The organism is Thermodesulfovibrio aggregans (genome assembly GCF_001514535.1).
Lineage (GTDB): Bacteria > Nitrospirota > Thermodesulfovibrionia > Thermodesulfovibrionales > Thermodesulfovibrionaceae > Thermodesulfovibrio > Thermodesulfovibrio aggregans.
On record NZ_BCNO01000003.1, the window covers coordinates 272,298 to 295,075 of the forward strand.

General features: G+C 36.7%; 39 protein-coding genes, 1 tRNA gene and 1 riboswitch. Of the genes, 6 read left to right on the forward strand and 34 right to left on the reverse strand.

Translation table 11 applies throughout. From position 1 onward, the window contains the following. Nucleotides 1-26: 26 nt before the first annotated feature. From TAGGR_RS09985 to TAGGR_RS10010, 6 genes are all read left to right on the forward strand, one after another. Nucleotides 27-1,646 carry a methyl-accepting chemotaxis protein gene (locus tag TAGGR_RS09985; RefSeq protein WP_059177217.1) on the forward strand — a complete coding sequence of 540 codons (1,620 nt, stop codon included), beginning with the start codon at nucleotides 27-29 and terminating at the stop codon, nucleotides 1,644-1,646. Between the two features lie 35 nt (nucleotides 1,647-1,681). Further along, nucleotides 1,682-1,788: riboswitch (TPP riboswitch) on the forward strand. 50 nt (nucleotides 1,789-1,838) lie between these two features. Then, nucleotides 1,839-2,036 carry a sulfur carrier protein ThiS gene (thiS, locus tag TAGGR_RS09990; protein ID WP_059177218.1) on the forward strand — a complete coding sequence of 66 codons (198 nt, stop codon included), beginning with the start codon at nucleotides 1,839-1,841 and terminating at the stop codon, nucleotides 2,034-2,036. 1 nt (nucleotide 2,037) lies between these two features. Next, nucleotides 2,038-2,811, forward strand: coding sequence for a thiazole synthase (locus tag TAGGR_RS09995; RefSeq protein ID WP_059177219.1), 774 nt, complete (start codon nucleotides 2,038-2,040; stop codon nucleotides 2,809-2,811). Further along, entirely contained in the window at nucleotides 2,808-3,413 is a 606-nt protein-coding gene (thiE, locus tag TAGGR_RS10000; RefSeq protein WP_082673660.1) for a thiamine phosphate synthase, read from the forward strand. Before TAGGR_RS09995 ends, thiE begins: the two co-directional genes overlap by 4 nt. After that, nucleotides 3,410-4,717, forward strand: coding sequence for a phosphomethylpyrimidine synthase ThiC (gene thiC, locus TAGGR_RS10005; RefSeq protein WP_059177220.1), 1,308 nt, complete (start codon nucleotides 3,410-3,412; stop codon nucleotides 4,715-4,717). The genes thiE and thiC overlap by 4 nt, the downstream gene beginning before the upstream one ends. A 177-nt stretch (nucleotides 4,718-4,894) precedes the next feature. After that, complete coding sequence (locus TAGGR_RS10010) at nucleotides 4,895-5,095, forward strand: heavy-metal-associated domain-containing protein (RefSeq protein WP_059177221.1); 201 nt, start codon at nucleotides 4,895-4,897, stop codon at nucleotides 5,093-5,095. Here TAGGR_RS10010 and pheT read toward each other — a convergent pair. From pheT to TAGGR_RS10350, 34 genes are all read right to left on the reverse strand, one after another. After that, nucleotides 5,092-7,167, reverse strand: coding sequence for a phenylalanine--tRNA ligase subunit beta (gene pheT / locus TAGGR_RS10015; RefSeq protein WP_059177222.1), 2,076 nt, complete (start codon nucleotides 7,165-7,167; stop codon nucleotides 5,092-5,094). The genes TAGGR_RS10010 and pheT overlap by 4 nt on opposite strands. Further along, nucleotides 7,167-8,171 carry a phenylalanine--tRNA ligase subunit alpha gene (gene pheS / locus TAGGR_RS10020; protein ID WP_059177223.1) on the reverse strand — a complete coding sequence of 335 codons (1,005 nt, stop codon included), beginning with the start codon at nucleotides 8,169-8,171 and terminating at the stop codon, nucleotides 7,167-7,169. The genes pheT and pheS overlap by 1 nt, the downstream gene beginning before the upstream one ends. Beyond that, entirely contained in the window at nucleotides 8,172-8,534 is a 363-nt protein-coding gene (gene rplT, locus TAGGR_RS10025) for a 50S ribosomal protein L20 (protein ID WP_059177224.1), read from the reverse strand. A 71-nt stretch (nucleotides 8,535-8,605) separates the two neighbouring features. Continuing rightward, nucleotides 8,606-8,678 (reverse strand) — tRNA-Asn (locus tag TAGGR_RS10030). Between the two features lie 48 nt (nucleotides 8,679-8,726). Then, nucleotides 8,727-9,119, reverse strand: coding sequence for a 50S ribosomal protein L17 (gene rplQ / locus TAGGR_RS10035; RefSeq protein WP_059177225.1), 393 nt, complete (start codon nucleotides 9,117-9,119; stop codon nucleotides 8,727-8,729). A gap of 3 nt (nucleotides 9,120-9,122) precedes the next feature. Next, entirely contained in the window at nucleotides 9,123-10,151 is a 1,029-nt protein-coding gene (locus tag TAGGR_RS10040; RefSeq protein ID WP_059177226.1) for a DNA-directed RNA polymerase subunit alpha, read from the reverse strand. Nucleotides 10,152-10,176: 25 nt separating this feature from the next. Further along, complete coding sequence (gene rpsD / locus TAGGR_RS10045; protein ID WP_059177227.1) at nucleotides 10,177-10,803, reverse strand: 30S ribosomal protein S4; 627 nt, start codon at nucleotides 10,801-10,803, stop codon at nucleotides 10,177-10,179. Between the two features lie 3 nt (nucleotides 10,804-10,806). Continuing rightward, nucleotides 10,807-11,193: a 30S ribosomal protein S11 gene (rpsK, locus tag TAGGR_RS10050; RefSeq protein ID WP_059177228.1), complete on the reverse strand. Its 387-nt coding sequence runs from the start codon at nucleotides 11,191-11,193 to the stop codon at nucleotides 10,807-10,809. A 26-nt stretch (nucleotides 11,194-11,219) separates the two neighbouring features. Then, on the reverse strand, nucleotides 11,220-11,585 hold the full coding sequence (rpsM, locus tag TAGGR_RS10055) for a 30S ribosomal protein S13 (protein ID WP_059177229.1): 366 nt from the start codon (nucleotides 11,583-11,585) through the stop codon (nucleotides 11,220-11,222). Between the two features lie 14 nt (nucleotides 11,586-11,599). Beyond that, complete coding sequence (gene rpmJ / locus TAGGR_RS10060) at nucleotides 11,600-11,713, reverse strand: 50S ribosomal protein L36 (protein WP_059177230.1); 114 nt, start codon at nucleotides 11,711-11,713, stop codon at nucleotides 11,600-11,602. Between the two features lie 10 nt (nucleotides 11,714-11,723). Further along, entirely contained in the window at nucleotides 11,724-11,942 is a 219-nt protein-coding gene (gene infA, locus TAGGR_RS10065) for a translation initiation factor IF-1 (protein ID WP_059177231.1), read from the reverse strand. Nucleotides 11,943-11,965: 23 nt separating this feature from the next. Then, on the reverse strand, nucleotides 11,966-12,715 hold the full coding sequence (gene map, locus TAGGR_RS10070) for a type I methionyl aminopeptidase (protein ID WP_059177232.1): 750 nt from the start codon (nucleotides 12,713-12,715) through the stop codon (nucleotides 11,966-11,968). Between the two features lie 7 nt (nucleotides 12,716-12,722). Next, on the reverse strand, nucleotides 12,723-14,030 hold the full coding sequence (gene secY / locus TAGGR_RS10075; protein WP_059177233.1) for a preprotein translocase subunit SecY: 1,308 nt from the start codon (nucleotides 14,028-14,030) through the stop codon (nucleotides 12,723-12,725). Beyond that, on the reverse strand, nucleotides 14,030-14,476 hold the full coding sequence (gene rplO / locus TAGGR_RS10080; RefSeq protein ID WP_059177234.1) for a 50S ribosomal protein L15: 447 nt from the start codon (nucleotides 14,474-14,476) through the stop codon (nucleotides 14,030-14,032). Before rplO ends, secY begins: the two co-directional genes overlap by 1 nt. Next, the gene (gene rpsE, locus TAGGR_RS10085) at nucleotides 14,473-15,015 is read right to left on the reverse strand and encodes a 30S ribosomal protein S5 (protein WP_059177235.1); all 543 of its coding nucleotides are present in this window, start codon (nucleotides 15,013-15,015) and stop codon (nucleotides 14,473-14,475) included. Before rpsE ends, rplO begins: the two co-directional genes overlap by 4 nt. 9 nt (nucleotides 15,016-15,024) lie before the next feature. Continuing rightward, the gene (rplR, locus tag TAGGR_RS10090) at nucleotides 15,025-15,384 is read right to left on the reverse strand and encodes a 50S ribosomal protein L18 (RefSeq protein ID WP_153000524.1); all 360 of its coding nucleotides are present in this window, start codon (nucleotides 15,382-15,384) and stop codon (nucleotides 15,025-15,027) included. 14 nt (nucleotides 15,385-15,398) lie between these two features. Then, nucleotides 15,399-15,941 (reverse strand): 50S ribosomal protein L6, encoded by a 543-nt coding sequence (gene rplF / locus TAGGR_RS10095; protein WP_059177267.1) that lies wholly within the window; start codon nucleotides 15,939-15,941, stop codon nucleotides 15,399-15,401. 11 nt (nucleotides 15,942-15,952) lie between these two features. Further along, nucleotides 15,953-16,348 (reverse strand): 30S ribosomal protein S8, encoded by a 396-nt coding sequence (rpsH, locus tag TAGGR_RS10100; protein WP_068752876.1) that lies wholly within the window; start codon nucleotides 16,346-16,348, stop codon nucleotides 15,953-15,955. 11 nt (nucleotides 16,349-16,359) lie between these two features. Next, nucleotides 16,360-16,545, reverse strand: a complete 186-nt coding sequence (locus tag TAGGR_RS10105; protein ID WP_059177238.1) for a type Z 30S ribosomal protein S14 — start codon at nucleotides 16,543-16,545, stop codon at nucleotides 16,360-16,362. Nucleotides 16,546-16,555: 10 nt separating this feature from the next. Further along, nucleotides 16,556-17,116 carry a 50S ribosomal protein L5 gene (gene rplE, locus TAGGR_RS10110; RefSeq protein WP_059177239.1) on the reverse strand — a complete coding sequence of 187 codons (561 nt, stop codon included), beginning with the start codon at nucleotides 17,114-17,116 and terminating at the stop codon, nucleotides 16,556-16,558. Next, nucleotides 17,116-17,433, reverse strand: a complete 318-nt coding sequence (gene rplX, locus TAGGR_RS10115) for a 50S ribosomal protein L24 (RefSeq protein WP_059177240.1) — start codon at nucleotides 17,431-17,433, stop codon at nucleotides 17,116-17,118. Before rplX ends, rplE begins: the two co-directional genes overlap by 1 nt. Before the next feature lie 13 nt (nucleotides 17,434-17,446). Further along, nucleotides 17,447-17,815: a 50S ribosomal protein L14 gene (gene rplN / locus TAGGR_RS10120; RefSeq protein ID WP_059177241.1), complete on the reverse strand. Its 369-nt coding sequence runs from the start codon at nucleotides 17,813-17,815 to the stop codon at nucleotides 17,447-17,449. After that, entirely contained in the window at nucleotides 17,812-18,063 is a 252-nt protein-coding gene (gene rpsQ, locus TAGGR_RS10125) for a 30S ribosomal protein S17 (protein ID WP_059177242.1), read from the reverse strand. Before rpsQ ends, rplN begins: the two co-directional genes overlap by 4 nt. Before the next feature lie 4 nt (nucleotides 18,064-18,067). After that, nucleotides 18,068-18,268 carry a 50S ribosomal protein L29 gene (gene rpmC / locus TAGGR_RS10130; protein WP_059177243.1) on the reverse strand — a complete coding sequence of 67 codons (201 nt, stop codon included), beginning with the start codon at nucleotides 18,266-18,268 and terminating at the stop codon, nucleotides 18,068-18,070. Then, nucleotides 18,265-18,684 (reverse strand): 50S ribosomal protein L16, encoded by a 420-nt coding sequence (rplP, locus tag TAGGR_RS10135; protein WP_059177244.1) that lies wholly within the window; start codon nucleotides 18,682-18,684, stop codon nucleotides 18,265-18,267. Before rplP ends, rpmC begins: the two co-directional genes overlap by 4 nt. Nucleotides 18,685-18,703: 19 nt before the next feature. After that, on the reverse strand, nucleotides 18,704-19,351 hold the full coding sequence (gene rpsC / locus TAGGR_RS10140; RefSeq protein WP_059177245.1) for a 30S ribosomal protein S3: 648 nt from the start codon (nucleotides 19,349-19,351) through the stop codon (nucleotides 18,704-18,706). A gap of 14 nt (nucleotides 19,352-19,365) precedes the next feature. Beyond that, entirely contained in the window at nucleotides 19,366-19,707 is a 342-nt protein-coding gene (gene rplV, locus TAGGR_RS10145; protein WP_059177246.1) for a 50S ribosomal protein L22, read from the reverse strand. A 3-nt stretch (nucleotides 19,708-19,710) separates the two neighbouring features. Then, a complete protein-coding gene (gene rpsS / locus TAGGR_RS10150) occupies nucleotides 19,711-19,998 on the reverse strand; it encodes a 30S ribosomal protein S19 (RefSeq protein WP_059177247.1) in 288 nt (95 codons plus the stop codon). 12 nt (nucleotides 19,999-20,010) lie between these two features. Further along, nucleotides 20,011-20,829 (reverse strand): 50S ribosomal protein L2, encoded by an 819-nt coding sequence (gene rplB, locus TAGGR_RS10155; RefSeq protein ID WP_059177248.1) that lies wholly within the window; start codon nucleotides 20,827-20,829, stop codon nucleotides 20,011-20,013. Next, nucleotides 20,829-21,116: a 50S ribosomal protein L23 gene (rplW, locus tag TAGGR_RS10160; protein ID WP_059177249.1), complete on the reverse strand. Its 288-nt coding sequence runs from the start codon at nucleotides 21,114-21,116 to the stop codon at nucleotides 20,829-20,831. The genes rplB and rplW overlap by 1 nt, the downstream gene beginning before the upstream one ends. Next, on the reverse strand, nucleotides 21,116-21,748 hold the full coding sequence (gene rplD, locus TAGGR_RS10165) for a 50S ribosomal protein L4 (RefSeq protein WP_059177250.1): 633 nt from the start codon (nucleotides 21,746-21,748) through the stop codon (nucleotides 21,116-21,118). Before rplD ends, rplW begins: the two co-directional genes overlap by 1 nt. Next, nucleotides 21,745-22,362: a 50S ribosomal protein L3 gene (gene rplC / locus TAGGR_RS10170; protein WP_059177251.1), complete on the reverse strand. Its 618-nt coding sequence runs from the start codon at nucleotides 22,360-22,362 to the stop codon at nucleotides 21,745-21,747. The genes rplD and rplC overlap by 4 nt, the downstream gene beginning before the upstream one ends. Further along, a complete protein-coding gene (rpsJ, locus tag TAGGR_RS10175; protein ID WP_059177252.1) occupies nucleotides 22,359-22,664 on the reverse strand; it encodes a 30S ribosomal protein S10 in 306 nt (101 codons plus the stop codon). The genes rplC and rpsJ overlap by 4 nt, the downstream gene beginning before the upstream one ends. 2 nt (nucleotides 22,665-22,666) lie before the next feature. Beyond that, on the reverse strand, nucleotides 22,667-22,778 hold a 112-nt coding region (locus TAGGR_RS10350), incomplete at its 5' end, for an EF-Tu C-terminal domain-related protein (RefSeq protein WP_153000525.1).

Consider the following 22,778-nt stretch of genomic DNA (forward strand, 5'->3'; position numbering starts at 1 on the left):
AATAAAAAATAGGGAGGGGTGTAAAGATGTTTAAGAACCTTACAATCGGCAAAAAACTTACAGTGGGTTTTGGAGTTGTTATTTTTCTATTAGCTTTATCAGGGGCTATAACCCTCTTACAGTTATACTCGATCAAAACCAACATTAAGGACATTGATGAAAGAATTGACAAACTGAATGATTCAGTCTCTGTAAGAAGAGCTATTCTTGCAGTAATTAATAATGTAAAGGACATAATGCTTGCTGAAGATTTAAAAACAAAACAGGAGTTAAAAAAAGCAATTGATGAAAACAGAGCCAAATATAAAGAAAAAATAGAGGCTATAAGAAAAACAACTCATACTAAAGAAGGAGAAGAGCTTTTAAAAAATATTGAAGATGCAGTAAAAGATGCAGCTCAGGTAAACAACAAAGTAATTGAACTTGCTATGGCAGGAAAAAATAAAGAAGCAATAGAGGTTTTTAATCATGAACTTTCACCAAAACTTGCTCGCCTTGAAAAAGCCCTGGATGATGAAGTAGCGTTTCATAATAAAAAACTTGATGCAAGAATTGCAGATGTAAATTCAATTATAGTAAAGGAAATACTTGTCGTCATTATTCTCACAATTGCCTCTGTTTTAATAGGCACTGGTTTTGCCATATTCATCTCCCGTTCAGTTAAAAAACCTGTTACAGAACTCAAAGGAGTTCTTGAAAGGGTTGCACAGGGTGATTTATCAGTTGACATAAAAGCACAGAGCAAAGATGAGCTTGGCATGATTTCTCAATCACTTCACGAAGCAATAGTTTCAATAAAGAAACTCATTGCAGAGTCAAAGACAATTGCAAGCTCTCTTGCATCATCCTCAGAACAACTTTCTTCAACAACAGAGGAAATATCAAGAAATCTTAAATTACAGACAGAGCGTGCCAGTCAGATTGCCTCTGCTGCAGAGGAAATGAGTCAGACTGTTGTTGACATAGCAAAGAATGCATCAAACATTGCAGAAGTATCTGTCACAACCGCCAATGTAGCAAAAGAAGGAAGAGACATGACAATGAACACAGCTAATGAGATAAAAGTAATAGAGGGTGCCATACAGAAACTTTCAGAGGTGATAAATGTCTTGGGTGACCGTTCCCGTCAGATTGGCGAGATTGTAACAGTGATAAAAGACATTGCAGACCAGACAAATCTTTTGGCATTGAATGCTGCGATTGAGGCAGCTCGAGCAGGTGAACAGGGAAGAGGCTTTGCAGTTGTAGCTGATGAAGTGCGTAAACTTGCAGAGAGAACAGCAAAGGCAACAGATGAGATAGCAGAGATGATAAGGGGGATACAGAGTGAAGTTGATGTGGCAGAAGTTTCTATGGAAGATGCAAAAAAGAAGGTGGCAAGTGGTGTAGAGCTTAGCAACAAATCAGCTGAGATACTCGGGCAGATATTTAGCAAGGCACAGGAACTTCAGGGTATGATACAGCAAATTGCATCAGCAACAGAGGAGATGAGCTCAGTTACAGACCATATTACACAGGATATTGGAAGCATTGCAGAGGGTTCAAAAGAGATATCACTTGCCGTTGACCAGTCAGCCCAGACAGCAAGTGATATTGCAAGATTGGGTAGTGAGTTAAATACTGCCATTGGCAGATTTAAAGTTTAGTTATTGACAGCTTTGACAATAAATTTATAGAATTAATTAATCCCTGGGGGAGGTCAGCAGGACCTGAGAGTTCCCGATAAGGGAAGACCCCTTGAACCTGATCCGGGTAATGCCGGCGTAGGGAAAGGGAGAGACTGAGCTAAAACCAGCCTCTATCCTTCAGGGATAGGGGCTTTTTGTTTTGGAGGTTTTATGAAGATAAGAGTAAATGGCAGTGAGATGGATGTTAAAGCAACCACAATTGCAGAGCTATTACAGGAGCTTGAGATAAATCCTCAGAGGGTTGTTGTTGAGGTGAATCTTGAAATAGTCAAGAGAGATAAATTCAACGATTACAAAATAAAAGAAGGCGACTCTATTGAGATCGTCAACTTTGTAGGAGGAGGATAAAATGAATGATCCATTAATTATCAGAGGAATTGAGTTTAAGTCTAGGCTATGGGTTGGAACAGGTAAATATAAAAGTTTTGAGGAAACTGCCCGTGCAATTGAAGCCTCTGGAACAGATGTAGTAACAGTTGCAGTAAGAAGAGTAAATATCATTGACCGCTCAAAGGAAAATCTTCTTGATTATATTGATCCCAAGAAATACAAAATTCTTCCAAATACAGCAGGCTGTTACACAGTTGAAGATGCCCTGAGATACGCAAGACTGGCAAGAGAAGCAGGTGTTTCAGATATGGTAAAGCTTGAAGTAATAGGCGATGAAAAAACCCTTTTCCCTGATGTATGTGGACTTCTTAAAGCAACAGAAATTCTTGCAAAAGAAGGCTTTATTGTTTTTCCATATACGAACGACGACCCTGTAACAGCAAAAAGACTTGTTGATGCCGGTGCTGCTGCAGTGATGCCTCTTGGTGCACCAATTGGCTCAGGACTTGGAATAAGAAATCCCTACAACATAAAGATAATTCTTGAAACAGTTAATGTCCCTGTTATTGTTGATGCAGGAGTGGGTACAGCCTCTGATGTATCACAGGCAATGGAGCTTGGCTGTGATGCTGTTCTTGTAAATACTGCAATAGCAGGTGCAAAAGACCCAATAATGATGGCTCAGGCACTTAAGCATGCCTGTATAGCAGGAAGGCTTGCCTATAAGGCTGGAAGAATTCCTAAGAAACTTTATGCTTCCGCAAGTTCACCCATTGAAGGAATGCTTACATGAAGGTCTATCTCATAGGTGACAGAAAGCTTTTTCCCGATGAAAAAGCTTTTTTAGAGGCAGTTGAGACTGCTCTTAAGGCAGGAGTTAAGGCTTTTCAGTTAAGGGAAAAGGATTTGACTGTAAGGGAACTCTACTTTCTTGCAAAAAAATTGCGTGAGATAACAAAAAGAAATGATGCACTGCTTTTCATAAATGACAGAGTTGACATAGCTTTGGCTGTTGATGCTGATGGAGTTCATCTTCCCAGTAGCGGTTTTCCCGCTCATGTGGTTAGAAAGGTCTGGAAAGATAGATTTATCATAGGTGTATCAACCCATTCACTTGATGAGGCAAGGGAGGCTTCAGAATGGGCTGATTTTATAACCTTCAGCCCTGTTTTCCATACTCCATCAAAGGGAAAACCACAGGGAATAGAGAAATTAAAAGAAGTCAAGGAATCTGTTAAATGCAAGGTCTTTGCTCTCGGAGGGATTAAGCTTGAAAATGTCAATGAAGTATTGCCCTACTGTGACGGAGTTGCCATGGTAAGTGGTATTTTAGCTCAAAGAGACATTGAAGGAGTGGTGAAAAAATTCAATGAAATTTTAGGAGAAAAGCCATGACAAGAGTTGAATTAGCAAAAAAGGGAATAATTACAGATGAGGTAAAAGAGGTCGCAAAAGAAGAAGGTATCTCACCTGAAATACTTTCTCAAAATATAGCAGAAGGAAAGGCTGTTATTACGAGGAATATTCTTCACAATATAAAGCCTCTTGGAATAGGAAAGGGTCTCAGGACAAAGATAAATGCCAATATTGGAACATCCAAAGACAAAACAGACCTTAATGAAGAGCTTGAAAAGCTTGATATAGCTGTCAAATACGGCACAGATGCTGTAATGGACCTTTCAACAGGAGGACCTCTTACAGAGATGAGAAGGGCAATTATAAAACATTCTCCCGTAAGTATCGGGACCGTTCCCATTTATGAGGTTGCTGTAAGGGCAATTGAAAAGTATGGAAGCATTGTGAAGATGACCGCTGATGATATATTTGATGTAATAGAGGAGCATGCAAAGGATGGAGTTGATTTTGTCACAGTTCACTGTGGTGTTACCATGAAGATTGTTGAGATGCTTAAATCTGGTGAGAGAGTTTTACCAATTGTAAGCAGAGGAGGTTCAATTCTTGCAGACTGGATATGCTATAATGGCAAAGAAAATCCTCTTTATGAGTATTTTGATAGACTTCTTGCGATTGCAAAAAAGTATGACCTCACCCTCAGTCTTGGAGACGGGTTAAGACCTGGCTGTCTTATGGATGCAACAGACAAATATCAGTTGCTTGAACTCATAACCATTGGCAAACTAAAGGACATTGCTGTATCAGAGGGTGTTCAATGCATAATTGAAGGACCTGGGCATCTTCCCCTAAATCATGTGGAGACAAACATTAAACTACAGAAAAGCATATGCAAGGAAGCTCCTTTTTATGTTCTCGGTCCTCTTGTAACAGATTGTGCTATGGGTTATGACCATATCGCTGCTGCAATAGGTGGTGCACTGGCAGGTATGTACGGAGCAGATTTTCTATGCTATGTAACACCATCAGAACATATAAGACTTCCAGATAAAGAAGATGTAAAGGAAGGTGTAATTGCTTCAAAGATTGCTGCCCATGCAGCAGACCTTGCAAAGGGGTTACCGCAGGCATGGCAGAGAGACAACAAAATGGCAGAAGCAAGAAGAAACTTTGACTGGCAGAGTCAGATTGCCCTATCATTTGACCCTGAAAAGGTGAGATCTATGCGTTCTGAAAGACCTCCTGTTGAAGATGAGAGAGTATGTAGCATGTGCGGGGAATTCTGCGCAATAAAGATCTCAAGAGAGGCAATTGAGATAGATGTCAGTTTAAACAGGAATGCCTGATCATTTCTGCAGTTGGTTTTGTAATGATTAAATTCATAAATGGAGAAAGAGTAAATTCTGGCTCTGAAACTTTAAATTAAAAACGAGGGGCTAAAACAGAGCCCCTGTTTGATTTTTTAAGAAAACATCTACTTTTACTCTTTATGATAAAATAATAAAAACAGCGGGGGAAGACCAATGAAGGAAATTAAAATTTTTATTGAAGGTATGAGCTGTGAACACTGTGTTAGAAGAGTTTCTCAGGCTCTTGAAAAAGCTGATGTAACAGAAGCAGATGTAAAAATCGGAGAGGCTACTATTGTGTTTGATGAAAATAAAACAAATCTTGAAAGAATAAAAAAAGCCATTGAAGATGCGGGGTATAAACTTAGAGATTAAGTCCTGAGAGAAGCTCCTGTTTCAGCAATGAGCTTTTCAATCAATCTTTTATGAAAGCTTTCAACTTCCTCTGTGGTTAATGTTCTATCAAGAGCTCTGTAGGTAATTCTGAAAGCTATGCTTTTCTGACCTTCAGGAATCCCTTTACCTTGATAGACATCAAAAATATAAACATCTTCAATAAATTCGTTACCGCTGGAATTGATGATGTCAAGCAGTTTCTGTGATTCAAAATCAACTGGCAGTATCAATGCTACATCTCTTTTGACTGGAGGGAATGTGGAGAAAGGTTTATACTTAATCTCATTCTGAACAGACAAAAATATTCTGTCCAGATCAATCTCTGTCATACAGATGAAAGGCTTTGTTTTAAAATTAAGCTTTGATATTAGTTTTGGTGAAATGACTCCAACAAATCCAATTTTTTCACCATTTAAGATAATATCTGCTGACTGTCCTGCATGAAGAAATGGTTCTTTAGATCTGACATAAAAGACATTTTTTATTTTGAAGTGTCTGAAAAATCCATCAATCACTCCTTTCAAAGCATAGAAATCATAGGGGTCATCTTTAAATGGAGTTTTAAAATCCTCTTTCTTGGCTATTATGCCAAGATGGACAGTTTCCTCTGGAAGGGATTTCCCTGCCTTTGCTATAAATACTCTTCCTATCTCAAAGAGTTTCAAATTCTCTATGCCACGGGCTGTATTTTTTTCAACATTCTTTAGCAAATTGGGTAGGAGCATGGTTCTAATTATTGATTCTTCCTGTCTCAATGGGTTAAGTAGGGAGATAAACTGCCTTCGGGCGTCATTTTCTGGAATTTCAAACAAATCAAGGTCTTCAGCAGACATAAAGCTGAAGTTGATAGCCTCACTGTAGCCAAGTGAAATCATGTAGTCTCTGATTAAGTTTAAAAACTTTCTCTTTTGGGCAAGCTCATGGTTTTGCTCTACGTATCTAAAGGCACGAGGCAGTTGAGCAGGTATTTTGTCATAACCATAAATTCTTGCAACCTCTTCAGCAATGTCTTCTTCAATTGATATATCCTGTCTGTGAGAAGGTATTTTAGCAATATAGCCTGAATCCTTTTTTGTAACATCTATCTCAAGAAGCTCAAGGATTTTTAGTATCTCTTCATCAGTAATTGTGGCACCTAAAAAAAGGCGTATTTTTTCTGGAGTAAACACAACCTCCTTCAGAGGAACTTTTACTGGATATATATCTATGGGCTCATAAATCTCTCCACCTGCAATTTGCTGAATAAGAAAAGCTGCTCTGTCAAGAGCTTGTTTAAGAGCCTCTATGTCAGTGCCTCTTTCAAATCTGTATGAAGCTTCTGTTGAAAGTCCAAGTCTCTTTGAAGTTTTTCTTATTCTTTCAGGTTTAAAATAGGCGCTTTCAAGAAGGACATTGGTGGTTTTGTCAGTAACCTCTGTATTTGCTCCTCCCATAATTCCTGCAATTGCAACGGGTTTTACTCCATCCCAGATTAAAAGATCATCAGAACAGAGTTGTCTTTTTACTCCATCAAGTGTGGTAATTTCTACCGAATCCATACCAAAATCTTTAGGAGTTCCTACTCTTATTTGCTTTCCTTCAAGAAGGTCAAGATCAAAGGCATGAAGAGGATGCCCCCACTCGAGTAAAACATAGTTTGTTACGTCAACTACATTGTTTATCGAACGAAGACCTGATGCCTCAAGTCTTTTTTTGAGCCAATCTGGTGATGGACCAACCTTTACATTCTTGATAATCCTTCCAGCATATCGGTAACAGAGTGCCTGATTAATGATAAAAATTTTAAAGTCTGGCTCGGCTTTCTCATTTTGAATTTTGAAGGAAGGTTTTTTAAGTCTCAATCCAAATAGTGCTTTAATCTCTCTTGCTATTCCAATTAGGCTAAGACAATCTGCTCTGTTAGGAGTTATTTCAATATCAATAACCTTATCCCCATGAAAGTCCTCTACAGCTCCCACTTCAAGCCCTGCCATTGTTAAAGAATCAGTGAGTTTTTCTAATTCTATCTGTCCATCAATGTAGTCTTTTAACCAACTGAATAGAACTTTCATCAGAACTGCCTCAAAAATCTTATATCATTCTCAAAAAATAGTCTTATGTCATCAATTCCATATTTAAGCATTGTAAGTCTTTCTACCCCCATACCAAAGGCAAAACCTGTATATTTTCCTTCAGGATATCCTGCAAATTTGAACACATTAGGATGAACCATGCCTGCACCAAGAACTTCAAGCCATCCTGTGCCTTTACAAACCCTGCATCCAACTCCACCACAGATAATACAGCCAATATCTATCTCTGTTGAGGGCTCTGTAAATGGGAAAAAACTTGGTCTAAATCTCACTGGAATATCTCCAAAGAGTCTTTTTAGAAAATAAACAAGCACACCCTTTAGATGGGAAAATGAAACATCTTCATCAACCATCAATCCTTCAACCTGATGAAACATTGGAGTATGAGTTACATCAGAATCCCTTCTATATACCTTCCCTGGAGAGATGAATCTAAGTGGAGGCTTTTTCCTCTCCATCACTCTCACCTGAACAGGTGAAGTATGGGTTCTTAAAACAACTTCATCACTTACATAAAAGGTATCTTGCATGTCTCTGGCAGGATGGTCTTTAGGAATGTTTAATGCTTCAAAATTATAGTAGTCAAGTTCTACTTCAGGACCTTCTTCAACGGTGAAACCAAGTTCTCTGAAAATATCTACTATTTCAAGAAGTGTTTTATTTACTGGGTGACTTCCACCAAAGTAAAAATCCTTACCTCGCAGGGTTATGTCAATTAACTCTTTTTTTAATGCCTCTGATATCTCTTTCTGTTTTAGCTCTTGCTCTTTGTTCTTTATTGTTTCTTCAATAAAGTTTTTAATCTCATTAAGAATCTTTCCCTGAGCTTTTCTTTCTTCAGCTGGAAGTTTTCCTAAACTTTTGATTCTTTCTGTAATAATTCCTTTTTTACCAATATACTTTGCCTTGAGATTAACAAGCTCAGTAAAAGAGTTTATCTCACTTATCTCTTTAATGAAGGCCTGCGCTAAAGGGTCTTGCATTTATGCTGCTTTTACAAATGGTTTTACCTTTTCTACCAGTTCTCCAAAGGCATTTATGTCATTATATGCAATATCAGCAAGAACTTTTCTGTTAAGAGAAATATTAGCCTTCTTAAGTCCATTAATGAACTGACTGTATGTAAGACCAAACATTCTCACAGCTGCATTAATTCTTGTAATCCAGAGTGCTCTGAAATCTCTCTTTTTAAGTCTTCTGTCTTTATATGAATGTTCTAATGCTTTCTCTACAGCCTTTGCGGCTACTTTATATGAGCGATGTCTACCACTGTAATATCCTTTAGCCATTGAAAGAATCTTTTTATGATATCTTCTTGTTTTAAATCCACCCTTTGCTCTTGGCATCTATTCCTCCATTAGTTTTTATCCATTTGTCAGGATGCAAAGCATCCAATTTCCTATATAAAAAATTTAAACTCCTGGGGAGGGATTCGAACCCCCGACCAAGTGGTTAACAGCCACCCGCTCTGCCGGCTGAGCTACCCAGGAATTATTTAAAATTATCAAATTTTGGTAATCTATGTCAAATTTAAAACTTTACTGCTCTGATTTCTTTTCTTCTTTTTCAGGTTTTTTATAATCAACAAACTCAAGTATTGCCATTGGGGCACTATCTTTAATTCTGAATCCGGTTCTTACAATTCTTACATATCCACCATTTCTATCTGCAAATCTTGGCGCAATCTCGTTAAACAACTTCCTTACTAACTCTTTATTTGGTAAATAGCTAAATGCAAGCCTTCTTGAATGAAGATCTCCTCTTTTACCAAAAGTGACAAGTCTATCAGCAATTTCTTTTACAGCCTTTGCCTTAGCAACAGTTGTTTCAATTCTTTCATATTTAATAAGAGATGCCAAAAGCCCTCTTAAAAGCGCCTTTCTCTGATTTGCTGTTCTACCAAAATGTCTTCCATCAACTCTATGCCTCATCCATTACCCCCTCTGAGCTTTTTCATTAAGTTTTTCAAGCATTTCATTACTTATTCTCATACCTAATTTCAAACCCATTGAATTTAACACCTCTTTTATCTCTTCAAGGGAACGCTTACCAAAATTTTTTGTTTTCAAAAGTTCGTTTTCTGTCTTCTGAACAAGTTCAGCAATAGTATTTATTCCAGCACTCTTTAGACAATTATAAGCTCTCACAGATAGCTCAAGTTCTTCAATTGGTTTTAAAATATTTTCATTTAATTCATCAGATGTTAAACTCTCTTCTGTATTATCAATATGTTCTTCCTCTCTTTCTTGAGATTCGGATTCTTTAAAGAAAGTCAAATATTCAAAATGTTTTATCAATATATCCGAAGCTTCACTTATTGCTTTTTCAGGAGTAATGCTGCCGTCAGTCCAGATTTCTAAAATTAATCTATCATAATCAGTAAGTTCTCCAACTCTTGTTTTTTCTACTCTAAAATTAACTTTTTTAATCGGACTAAAGATAGCATCCACTGTAATGGCATCTACGGGTAAATCCTCATCTTTAATTGCCTCTGACGGAACATATCCTCTACCTTTGCTCACATAAAGAGTCATATCTAAAGAAGCATCCTGATCAAGGGAGCAGAGATACTGAGATTTATTTAAAACTTCATATGTTCCATCTGTCTTAATGTCTGCTGCAGTTACCTCAGCTGGACCTTTTACTTTAATAGTAGCTGTCTTTTTATCAAAATTTTGAGTATGATATTTGAATCTCAATTTCTTAACATTTAGAACGATGTCTAAAACATCTTCCTTTACTCCTTTTATTGAACTAATTTCATGTAAAACTCCGTCTATTTTTATTGCATAAACTGCCACTCCCTCAAGTGAAGAAAGCAATACCCTTCTTAATGAGTTTCCCAGAGTTATTCCATATCCTCTTTCAAGTGGCTCTATTATAAGTTTCCCATAAGTATCTGTTAATGTTTCCTGTTCAAATGTAACTTTTTTGGGCATTTGAAATTCTTTATATAAATTCATTTACTGCCTCCCAATTTATGTAAGATTATTTTGAATAAAACTCTACAATCAACTGTTCCTGCACCGGAAGTTGCATTTCATCTCTTTCTGGAATTCTCACAAATTTACCTTTCATCTCTTCAATATTTACCTCTACCCATTCAGGAAAACCTCTTTGTTCAGCTAATGCAAGGCTTTCTTTAATTATTTCTAATTCTTTACCTGATTGGGTTAATTCAATTATATCTCCAGGTCTTACAAGGAAAGAGGGAATATCTACTTTTCTACCATTAACCATAAAGAATCCATGTTTTACTAGCTGCCTTGCCTGTCTCCTGTTTGTAGCAAATCCCATTCTGTAAACTACATTGTCAAGTCTTCTCTCAAGGAGTTTAAGAAGATTTTCACCTGTAACACCTTTCATCTTTGTAGCTTTTTCAAAGTAGTTCTTAAACTGTTTCTCCATTACTCCATAAATTCTTTTGACTTTCTGTTTTTCTCTCAACTGTAATCCATAATCTGATAATTTGCCTCTATTATGTCCATGCTGTCCTGGAGGATATTTTCTTCTTTCAAAGGCACATTTTTCTGTATAACATCTTGTTCCCTTAAGGAAAAGCTTCATGCCTTCTCTTCTACAAAGTCTGCAAAGTGGACCAGTATATCTTGCCATTTTTTAAACCCTCCTTCTCTTTGGAGGTCTGCACCCATTATGAGGTACAGGTGTCACATCTTTAATTAAATTAATCTCAAGACCTGCTGCCTGTAATGCTCTTATTGCTGTTTCTCTCCCTGCTCCAGGACCTTTAATTAAAACATCTATCTGCTTCATTCCCATATCTATAACTCTTTTTGCAACTGTCTCTGCCGCTATTTGAGCTGCATATGGAGTTCCTTTTCTTGAACCTTTAAATCCACAACTTCCTGCAGATGCCCATGCCACTACATTACCATTCGGATCTGTGACTGTTATTATTGTATTATTAAAAGTTGTCTGAACATGAGCTATTCCGTAAGGAACATTCTTTTTAACTTTTTTTATACCTTTCCTTTTTTGTGCCATTAATTTATTTAACCTCCTTTACATTTTTATTTTTTCTTCATAATTTTTCTTCTTGGACCTTTTCGGGTTCTTGCATTTGTGCGTGTTCTCTGCCCTCTTACAGGTAAATTAGCCATATGCCTCAGTCCTCTATAACAGCCTATATCAATCAATCTTTTTATATTCATGGAGATTTCTTTTCTAAGTTCTCCTTCAACTTTATAATTTTTCTCTATTTCAGATCTTATTTTTACTATCTCCTCATCGGTAAGGTCCTTTACCCTTTTGTTAGGATCAACTCCTGTATCCTTCAGTATTTTATTTGATAAACTTCTACCTATTCCAAAAATTCTTGTAAGCCCTATTTCAACTCTTTCATTCTTTGGTATATCAACGCCTGCTATTCTTGCCATCTCATACTCCTTTCTTATCCTTGTCTTTGTTTATGTTTTGGATTTTCGCAAATTACTCTGACTACTCCTTTTCTTTTAATTATTTTGCACTTTGAACAAATCTTTTTTACTGAGGCTCTAACTTTCAATTTACACCTCCTATTTAAATCTGTAAATTATTCTACCCTTAGTAAGATCATAGGGAGATATCTCGACCAAGACCTTGTCTCCCGGTAAAATTTTTATAAAATGCATTCTCATCTTCCCAGAAACATAAGCAATTATAACATGACCATTTTCCAGCCTTACCCTGAACATAGCATTAGGTAAAGCTTCTTCAATTGTTCCCTGCATTTCTATGTGATCTTCTTTTGGCATAACTTGATAATATATCTATATTTTTATAATTTAGTCAAGATTTCTGGTTCACCTTCAGTAATCGCAATAGTATGCTCAAAGTGAGCAGAAAGAGAACCATCCTTAGTAACAGCTGTCCATCCATCTGAAAGAATTTTTACCTCATGAGTTCCTGCATTAACCATAGGTTCAATAGCAAGAGTCATTCCTTTTTTCAGTTTTGGACCAACTCCCTTTGAACCAAAATTTGGAATCTGCGGATCCTCATGTAGAGACATTCCTATTCCATGCCCTACAAAAGCTCTTACAACTGAAAATCCATTCGCTTCAACATGGCTTTGAATGGCATTGGATATATCACCAACTCTATTGCCAGGTATTGCCTCAGCAATTCCCTTATACAATGCTTCTTCAGTAACTTTCAGTAATTTTTCAGCTTCCTCTGAAATTTTTCCTACAGAATATGTATATGCAGCATCTCCATAAAAACTATCGTATATGACTCCTACATCAACACTCACAATATCTCCTTCTTTAATAAAGACCTTTTCTGATGGTATTCCATGAACTACCTGTTCATTTATTGAAATACAAGCACTTGCAGGATATCCTCTATAACCTTTAAATGCAGGAATACCGCCCATTTTAATTATAAAATTTTCAATAAACTGCTCTATCTGTTTTGTTGTCAATCCTTCTTTAATATATATTTTAAGCTCTTCGAGAACTGTTGCCACTATCCGGCAGGATTTACGTATTTTTTTTAACTCTTCAGGACTTTTTAATATAATCACTATTTAATTAGTCCTTCCTGCCCTTTATTCTGAATTTTTTGAAAAATCCTTCGTAAGATCTACTTATCATGTGAGTTTCAATCTGGGAAACAGTATCAAGAGCTACACCAACAGCAATAAGAAGAGATGTTCCACCAAAATAAAAGGGAACTTTAAATTTGGCAATAAGAATTTCAGGCAAAACACAAACAACACTCAAGTAAAGAGCACCAATGAATGTTAGACGAGAAAGCACACGATAAATGTATTCAGAAGTTTTCTGCCCGGGTCTTACTCCTGTAATGTATCCCCCATTTTTCTGGAGATTTTCAGCAATTTCCACAGGATTATAAATCACAGCAGTATAAAAATATGTGAAAAATATTATTAACCCAACATAAAGTATTATATGAAGAAAACTTCCTGGAGCAAGCTGTTTTGCTAATGCCTGTACCCAGGGAACAGCTATAAATCCTGCAACAGTTGCAGGAAACATCAATACTGACGATGCGAAAATTGGTGGAATAACTCCAGCAGAATTAATCTTAAGAGGAAGATATGTGGTATATCCACCATACATCTTTCTTCCAACAACTCTCTTTGCATATTGGATGGGAATCCTTCTCTGACCTCTCTCAATAAATATAATTCCTGCCACAACACCAACCATAACAACAATCAGAATTAAAACAAAGAATATTGACAATTCACCTGTTCTGACTAAATTATATGTATAAAAACAGGCATTTGGAAACCTTGCAACAATTCCTGCAAAAATAATTAAAGATATACCATTTCCTATTCCCTTTTCAGTTATCTGCTCTCCAAGCCACATTAAGAAAGCTGTACCTGCTGTAAGAGTTATCATAGTCACTATTCTGAAAGACCAGCCTGGCTCCTGAATAAACTGTCCACCACCCATACTTTCAAGTCCTATTGCTATTCCAAATCCCTGAATAGCTGCTATTACTATAGTTGCATATCTGGTATATCTGGTAATCTTTTTTCTTCCTTCTTCTCCTTCTTTTGCAAGCTTTTGTAAAGAAGGGATTACAACAGTTAAAAGTTGAAAAATAATAGAGGCACTTATATAGGGCATAACACCTAATGCAAAGATGGTAACCTTTGAGAGAGCTCCGCCTGTGAAAATATCAAAAAAGCCCATGACAGCACCACCGCGCTCAAGTAAGAACTTGCTCAATGCTTCACCATCTATGCCTGGTGTTGGAATATGAGCTCCAATTCTGAATACAGCAAGCATTGCAAGAGTAAATAAAACTCTTGCCCTTAGCTCAGGTATTTTTAAAATATTTCTAAAGGCTGTAACTAGTCCCACTATATGACCTCTACTTTACCACCGATTGATTCAATTTTTTGAAGAGCTGTTTTACTTAAGGCATGAGCCTTAATAGTGACTGGTTTCTTTAATTCACCATCTCCAAGAATTTTTAATCCATCTTTTAGTTTTTTTATTATACCTTTTTGTAAGAGAATTTCTGGAGTAATAACATCAACCTCGTCTATGATTTTATTTAAATCGCCGAGATTTACTACTGCGTATTCCTTTTTAAAGGGAAAATTCGAGAATCCTCTTTTGGGAACTCTTCTTTGAAGTGGCATCTGTCCACCTTCAAAACCAGGACCCTTAGCTCCTCCTGAACGAGCTTTCTGTCCTTTAAGTCCTTTTGTTGCATATCTACCGTGTCCTGAGCCTAATCCTCTTCCAACTCTTTTTGGTCTTTTTTTACTACCAGGAGCTGGTTTTAACTGATTTATTTTCATGAGACTTTTTCCTCCTCTACTGTTTGATTTTCTTCAGAAGATTCTAATTCAGAGGGTTTCATTCTGAATTTTGTTACTGTCGAAGGTTCCTTTAAACTTCTTAATGCTCCTATTGTTGCCTTAACTGAATTGAAGGGATTATGACTTCCAAGTACTTTTGCAACTACATCCTGTACACCTGCTACCTCAAAAACAGCTCTTGCAGGACCGCCTGCAATTATACCAGTTCCTTTTGGAGCAGGATTTATTACTATAGTTGTAGCACCATATTTATATTCCACACGATGGGGAATTGTGGTATCTTTCAAAGGAAATTTTATAAGATTCTTCTTAGCTTTATCTATTGCTTTTCTTATGGCATCAGGAACTTCTGCTGCTTTTCCTTTACCAACGCCAACAATACCTGCTTCATTGCCTACAACAACCAGGGCGCTAAAAGAAAAGCGTCTGCCACCTTTTACAACCTTGGCAACTCTATTTATGTAGACTACTTTGTCTTTTAAATTCAGTTCCTGAGCATTTATTCTTTCCTGCTTCATTGCTCCTCCCTAGAATTGTAATCCCTTCTGCCTTGCAGCATCTGCAAGAGCTTTAACACATCCATGATATTTATAACCTGCTCTGTCAAAAACAACCTTTGTTATTCCTGCTTTAAGAGCTCTCTCTGCAATTAGTTCTCCAACTTTCATAGCAAACTCTTTATTGCCCTTATGACCTGGTAATTCTCTTAATTCTTTCTCAAGAGTTGAAGCAGATACAAGAGTATGTCCCTTCGTATCATCAATAATCTGTGCATATATATGATTGAGACTTCTAAACACACAAAGTCTTGGTCTGTCAGGAGTTCCAAAAACTTTTTTTCTGATTCTCTTACGTCTTCTTTCCCTTAATTCCACTTTAGTGCGCAATGTTAACCCTCCCCCTATTTCTTTCCTGTCTTTCCGGGTTTTAATTTTAAAACTTCATCGGCATATCTAATTCCTTTACCCTTATAAGCATCTGGCGGTCTTACAGCTCTCAGGTTAGCAGCTACCTGTCCAACAAGCTGTTTATCAATACCATATAGAGTAATTGTTGTTTGCTTCTCATCAACAGTAGCTTTAATACCCTCTGGAAGAGCAAACTCTACTGGATGAGAATATCCAACATTAAGTATGAGCTTATTTCCACTTATCTGAGCTCTGTAACCAACACCATGAATTTGAAGAGTTTTGGTAAAACCCTGTGAAACTCCTATAACCATATTGGCTATTAAGCTTCTTGCAAGTCCATGCAGAGCTCTTTGTTTTGAAATATCGGAATCTCTTGTAACAACTACTGTCTTATTATCTATGGTTACTCCTATTCCTTCGGGCAGTTCATAGCTTAACTGTCCTTTTGGACCTTTAACAATTACTTTTTTATTTTCTAATGTTACATTTACTCCATCTGGTATTGTAATTGGTTTTCTTCCTATCCTTGACATCCTTTCACCTCTTACCATACATAGCATATTACTTCTCCACCGACTCCTCTACGTCGGCATTCCTTATCAGTCATAACACCTTGCGATGTGGTCAATATAGCTATACCAAGCCCTCCCATAACACGAGGAATCTCCTCCTTACTGACATATACTCTTCTACCAGGTTTACTGACACGCTCCAAATTTGAAATTACAGAATCACCATCTGGAGTATACTTCAAGTTTATTCTTATGATACCCTGTTTTTTGTCTCTGTTAATCTTATAAGATTTTATAAAACCCTCTTCTTTAAGGATTTTAGCAATCTCAATTTTCATTCTTGAAGCAGGGATATCAACCTTATCTGCTTTTACTCTTATTGCATTTCTAATTCGAGTTAGCATATCTGCAATTGGATCTGTCATCATAGTACCACCTCTTACCAGCTTGCTTTTACAACTCCAGGGATTTTCCCTGAGTTGGCTAAAAATCTAAAACAAATTCTGCAAAGACCAAAATCTCTTAGATATCCCCTTGGACGTCCGCAAATTTTACAACGATTTCTCACTCTTACTTTAAACTTTGGTGGATACTTTGATCTTTCTATTTTACACTTCCTTGCCACAAACTCCTCCTTATCTTATTGGCATTCCAAATTCTTTCAATAATGCTAAAGCCTCTTCATCAGACTTAGCAGTTGTACAAATAGTTATATCAAGCCCGTGTATCATCTCAACTTTATCATAATCTATTTCAGGAAATATAAACTGCTCTTTAATTCCAAAAGAATAATTTCCTCTTCCATCAAAGGATTTTGGAGAAATTCCTCTAAAATCTCTTATTCTCGGTAAAGCAAGAGAAATTAATCTATCTAAAAATTCATACATTCTTTCTCTTCTTAAGGTGACCTTACAACCTATAGGCATTCCTTTTTTAAGCTTGAACGCTGCCAGTGCCTTTTTAGCCTTTGTTATAACAGGTTTCTGACCGGTAATTAAAGCCAGTTGTTTTTCTGCAGCATCAAGAAGCTTTATGTTCTGTATTGCCTCTCCAAGGGTCACATGAACAATTATTTTTTCAAGACGTGGAACCTGCATCACATTTTTATAGTTGAACTTCTTCATTAGTGCTGGAACAATCTCTTTCAGATATTTTTCTTTAAGACGAGGTACATATTTTTTTGCTTCATCGTTCATCAGTCAATAACCTCCTTGCACTTCTTGCAAATCCTCACCTTTCTACCATCTTCTAAAATTCTTGCCCCTATACGGGTAGGTTTATCACATTTTGGGCACATAAGCATTACTTTTGATATATGAACCGGATTTTCTCTTTCAATAATTCCACCCTGTGGATATTTACGAGAAGGTTTCTGATGTTTCTTTACAATATTAATACCTTCTACAATAACTTTTTCATCCTTAGGGAGAACCTTTAAAACTCTTCCCTTTTTATCCTTATCTTTTCCTGATAAAACTAAAACTGTATCTCCTTTCTTAATCCTTAAACTCACTTTATTCCTCCATTTAAATGACTTCTGGAGCAAGTGAAACTATTTTTGTAAATTCTTTCCATCTCAGTTCCCTTGCAACAGGTCCGAATATTCTTGTACCAATGGGTTCAAGCTGATTATTTACCAGTACAACAGCATTCTGATCAAATCTTATATATGAACCATCAGGTCTCCTTACAGATCTGCGCAATCTCACTATTACAGCTTTTACTACCGAACCTTTCTTTATATTACTATCAGGTAGAGCTTCTTTAACACTTACCACAATAATATCCCCTAAACTTGCGTACTTTCTATTTGAACCTCCAAGTACTCTAATGCATTGTACTCTCTTTGCTCCTGAATTATCAGCAACCTCAAGAATGCTTCTTGGCTGAATCATTGAACATCACCCTCCTTAAGAATTCTTAAAACCTTCCATCTTTTTGTTTTGCTAATTGGTTTAGACTCAATTATCTCTACCCTGTCTCCCACTTTACACATATTTTCTTCATCATGGGCTTTGTACTTTTTTCTTGTCTTAATAGTTTTTTTGTAAAGAGGATGCTGAAAAATTCTTTCCACAGAAACAACAACTGTTTTATCCATTTTATCACTTACCACTGTGCCTCTTAATATCTTTTTAGGCATCTCCCTAACTCCTTATTCCTTTTTGTTTCTCTGTTATAATAGTTAAAATTCTTGCAATATCTTTTTTTACTGCTTTAATGCGTTTTACATTCTGAAGCTCACCCTTTGCAAGTTGAAATCTCAAATTAAACAACTCTTTACGTAACTCCTGTTCCTTTTTTTTCAGTTCTTCTATTGAAAAATTTCTTAATTGTACTGCCTTCATACGAAGCTCTCCTGTCTTTTTACAAATTTAGTCTTAACTGGAAGTTTATGAGATGCCAATTCAAAAGCTTCTTTTGCAACCTCTTCTGAAACTCCTGACAATTCAAAGAGAATTCTACCAGGTTTAACCACTGCAACCCAGAATTCAGGATTACCTTTTCCCTTACCCATTCTTGTTTCAGCAGGTTTACGAGTAATTGGCTTATCAGGGAAAATTCTTATCCAGAGCTTACAGCCCTTTTTAGCATGCCTCATTATAGCCACTCTTGCTGCTTCAATCTGCCTTGCTGTAATCCAAGCTGGTTCTAATGCCTTAAGTCCATATTCACCAAATGAAATTGAACTACCTCTGTAGGCAATTCCTTTCATTCTGCCTTTTTGCATTTTACGAAATTTAACTTTCTTCGGAGCTAACATAATCTATTCCTCTCCATTTCTATTTTAAATTTACATATTGCCCAGGTTGCACTTCACCTTTAAAAATCCAGACCTTAACCCCAATTACTCCATAAGTAGTCTTTGCCTCTGCAAAACCATAATCAATATCAGCTCTAAAAGTGCTGAGAGGAACTCTTCCTTCCCTGTACCACTCAGTTCTTGCTATTTCTGCTCCTGCTAATCTACCAGCACAAGATACCTTAATGCCTTTCGCTCCAAACCTCATTGAAGAAGCAACAGCTCTCTTCATTGCCCTACGATAGGCAACTCTTTTTTCTATCTGAAGAGCTATATTTTCAGCGACAAGCTGTGCATCTAACTCTGGTCTTCTTACTTCCTGTACATCAATAGTTGCCTGTTTACCTGTAATTTCCTCAACTTCTTTTTTTAATTTTTCAACTTCTGCACCTTTTTTACCAATAATAATTCCTGGTCTTGCTGCAAATATTAAGACCTTTATTTTTTCTCCAACTCGTTCTATTTCAATTCTTGATATGCCGGCATGATAAAGCTTTTCTTTTAACATTTTTCTAAGCTTCAGATCCTCTATTAACTGATCTGCATATCCTTTCTTAGCAAACCATCTGCTTTCCCATGTCCTTATTATCCCTAATCTATTACCTATCGGATTTGTTTTCTGCCCCAAATCAACACCTCCAGTTAGTTTTCTTCAATTCCAACATATATGGTAATATGTGAAGTTTTCTTTTTAATAATATTTGCTCTTCCCATAGCTCTATGCTCAATTCTCTTCATCATAGGACCCTGATCCACATAAGCTTTGACTATCTTTAATTCATCAATATCTAATCTTGGATTTTTTTGCTCTGCATTTGCCAGAGCAGATCTTAATATCTTTTCAATTATTCTTGCACCTCTGTGAGGCATATATTTAAGCATGAGCAATGCCTCACCAGCTTTTTTCCCACGAATTAAATTTATGACTCTTCTTGCTTTAGTTGGAGTTATACGTGCATATCTTAATATTGCCCTTGCTTCCATCTTTTATTTCCCCTTAGCCTTTTTCTTTTCTTCAGAGCCAGCATGACCTTTAAAAGTTCTTGTAGGTGCAAACTCACCAAGTTTATGACCAATCATATTTTCAGTCACATATACAGGAATAAACTTCTTACCATTATGTACCGCAAAGGTAAGACCAATAAATTCTGGAACAATTGTAGACCTTCTTGACCAAGTTTTTATTGGCTTTTTATCTCCTGTTTCCAGTGCTTTTTTTACCTTTTCCATAAGTTTGGCATCAACAAATGGACCTTTTTTCAGCGATCTTGCCACTTTTAACCCCCTTTACTTCCGCCTCTTTATTATAAACTTATCAGTTCTCTTGTTCTTTCTTGTTTTGATTCCTTCAGGTTTACCCCATGGTGTGCACGCAGGTCTTCCTCCAGAGGACTTACCTTCTCCACCGCCAAGAGGATGATCTATAGGATTCATGGCAACACCTCTAACTGAAGGTCTTCTGCCCATGTGCCTCATTCTTCCCGCTTTTCCAATAATGACATTTTCATGTTCAATATTGCTTACCTGACCTATGGTAGCAAAACAGTTAAGATTTATCAGTCTCACCTCTCCTGATGGTAGTTTTATATGTGCATATTTACCTTCTTTCGCCATGAGTTGAGCCGCAGTTCCTGCACTACGAACAAGCTTTCCTCCCCCTCCAGGATAAAGTTCAATATTATGAATCATTGTTCCCAGAGGTATTTCTCTAAGAGGTAAACTATTACCAACTTTTATCTCCACTCCTGAACCACTCATTACCTTATCACCTACTTTTAATCCATCAGGTGCAAGAATATATCTGTACTCACCATCTACGTATTTTAATAGCGCTATTCTTGCTGATCTATTAGGATCGTACTCAATGCTTTCTACTGTTGCTGGAATTCCGTGTTTATTTCTTTTAAAATCTATAATCCTATAGAGTTTTCTATTACCTCCACCTTTTAACCATGATGTGATTCTACCCTGATTGTTTCTACCTTTTGCCTTTTTAATACATACTGTTAAAGGCTTATAAGGTTCCTCTCTTGTTATTTCGCTAAAATCAGAAAATGTTACAAATCTTCTACCTGGTGATGTTGGTTTGCATCTTTTTATACCCATTATGCACCCTCTATTAGATCTAATTTTTCCCCTGGCTTCAGGGTAATTATTGCTTTTTTAGCTTTATTTGTTTTTGTAAAATAAAAACCTACTCGTTTAACCCGAGGTTTAATATTGATCACATTTACTTTGTCAACCTTTACCTTAAATAATTCCTCAAAGGCTTTCTTAATCTGAACCTTATTTGCTTCTGGATGAACTTCTACAACAACTTTATTCTGTCCCTCTTTAAGATTTAAAGCTTTTTCTGTGAAAATAGGCTTTTTTATTATACTATAAATATCCATTAGGAAACCCCCTTGATGTCAAGCAACTTATCAAGTCCTGCAACTGTGAATATTACCTTATCAAACATTACCACATGATAAGCATTCAGGTCTTCTGCCCTTACAACACCTACATATGGAATATTCCTTGCCGAAAGAAGTATCTTTTCATCTTTTTCTGGAAGAGCTATAAGCACAGATTGTCCTTGCAGTTGCAAATTCTTTAAAATCTCTACCATATCTTTAGTCTTTATTCTTTCAAGTGATAGTTTATCAAGTAACAAAATTTCATTATCTTTATATTTCATCGTAAGAGCTTTAAACAAAGCTGTATCCTTCATCTGCTTTGGTAGCTGTACATAGTAATCTCTTGGCTTAGGACCAAATACTATTCCACCTTTTCTCCACAGAGGAGACCTTATACTACCATGTCTTGCTCTTCCTGTATGTTTTTGTCTCCATGGCTTTCTTCCACCACCAGATACTTCAGCTCTTGTTTTTGTAGAATGAGTTCCCTGTCTCTGATTAGCCATGTAAGCAACCACTACTGTATGAACTACAGATTCATGAGCAGGATTGTCAAATACAATCTCTGGAACTTCTTTTTTCCCAACTATATTATTATTGATATCTCTTATCTCAATCTCCATCATGCCTCTACCTTCCATATTTCTAAGATTCCATTTTCACCACCCGGAACAGCACCTTTGATAAGTATCAAATTCTGTTCCGGAATAACATCAACAACTTTTAAATTCTTTACTGTTACTGTCTCATTTCCCATGTGACCAGCCATACGTTTGCCTTTCCATACTCTTGAAGGGAAAGAGCTTGCACCAATAGAACCAGGAGCTCTGTTAAACATAGAACCATGACTGTCCGGTCCACCTGCAAAATTATGTCTTTTCATAACACCCTGAAATCCTTTTCCTTTTGAAGTTCCCCTTACACTCACCACATCTCCCTTTGTAAATATCTCCACAGTAACTTTATCCCCTACATTAAATCCTGTCATTCTAAACTCTTTTAAAACTCTGCAAGGAGGAACTCCAGCTTTCTTAAAAATTCCAAGCAAAGGTTTAGGAACATTTTTTTCCTTCTTTACTTCCTTAAAACCAAGTTGAACTGCCTCATAACCATCTTTTTCCTTGCTTCTTACCTGCACAACCCAGCAAGGTCCTGCTTCTATCACAGTCACAGGAATAACCCTGCCTTCTTCATCAAATATTTGAGTCATTCCTACTTTTCTACCTAAAATTCCCTTCATAGCTTTATCTCCACATCTACCCCTGCAGAAAGCTCTAACTTCATTAGAGCTTCCACTGTTTCGGGGGTGGGATCATGTATGTCTATCAATCTTTTATGCACTCTTATTTCAAACTGCTCTCTTGATTTTTTGTCCTGGTTTGTAGATCTCAAAACTGTATATCTACTTATTTTTGTTGGCAAAGGAACAGGACCAGAAATTCTGGCACCTGTCCTTTTGACAGTATCAACTATCTCTTTAACAGACTGATCTAAAACTCTATGGTCGTAAGCTTTTAATTTTATTCTAATCTTTTGGTCCATCTTTACTCCAGCACCTCTGTAACTACACCTGCACCTACTGTTCTTCCACCCTCTCTTATGGCAAACCTAAGTCCCTCTTCCATTGCTATCGGTGCTATCAACTCCACTGTCAGA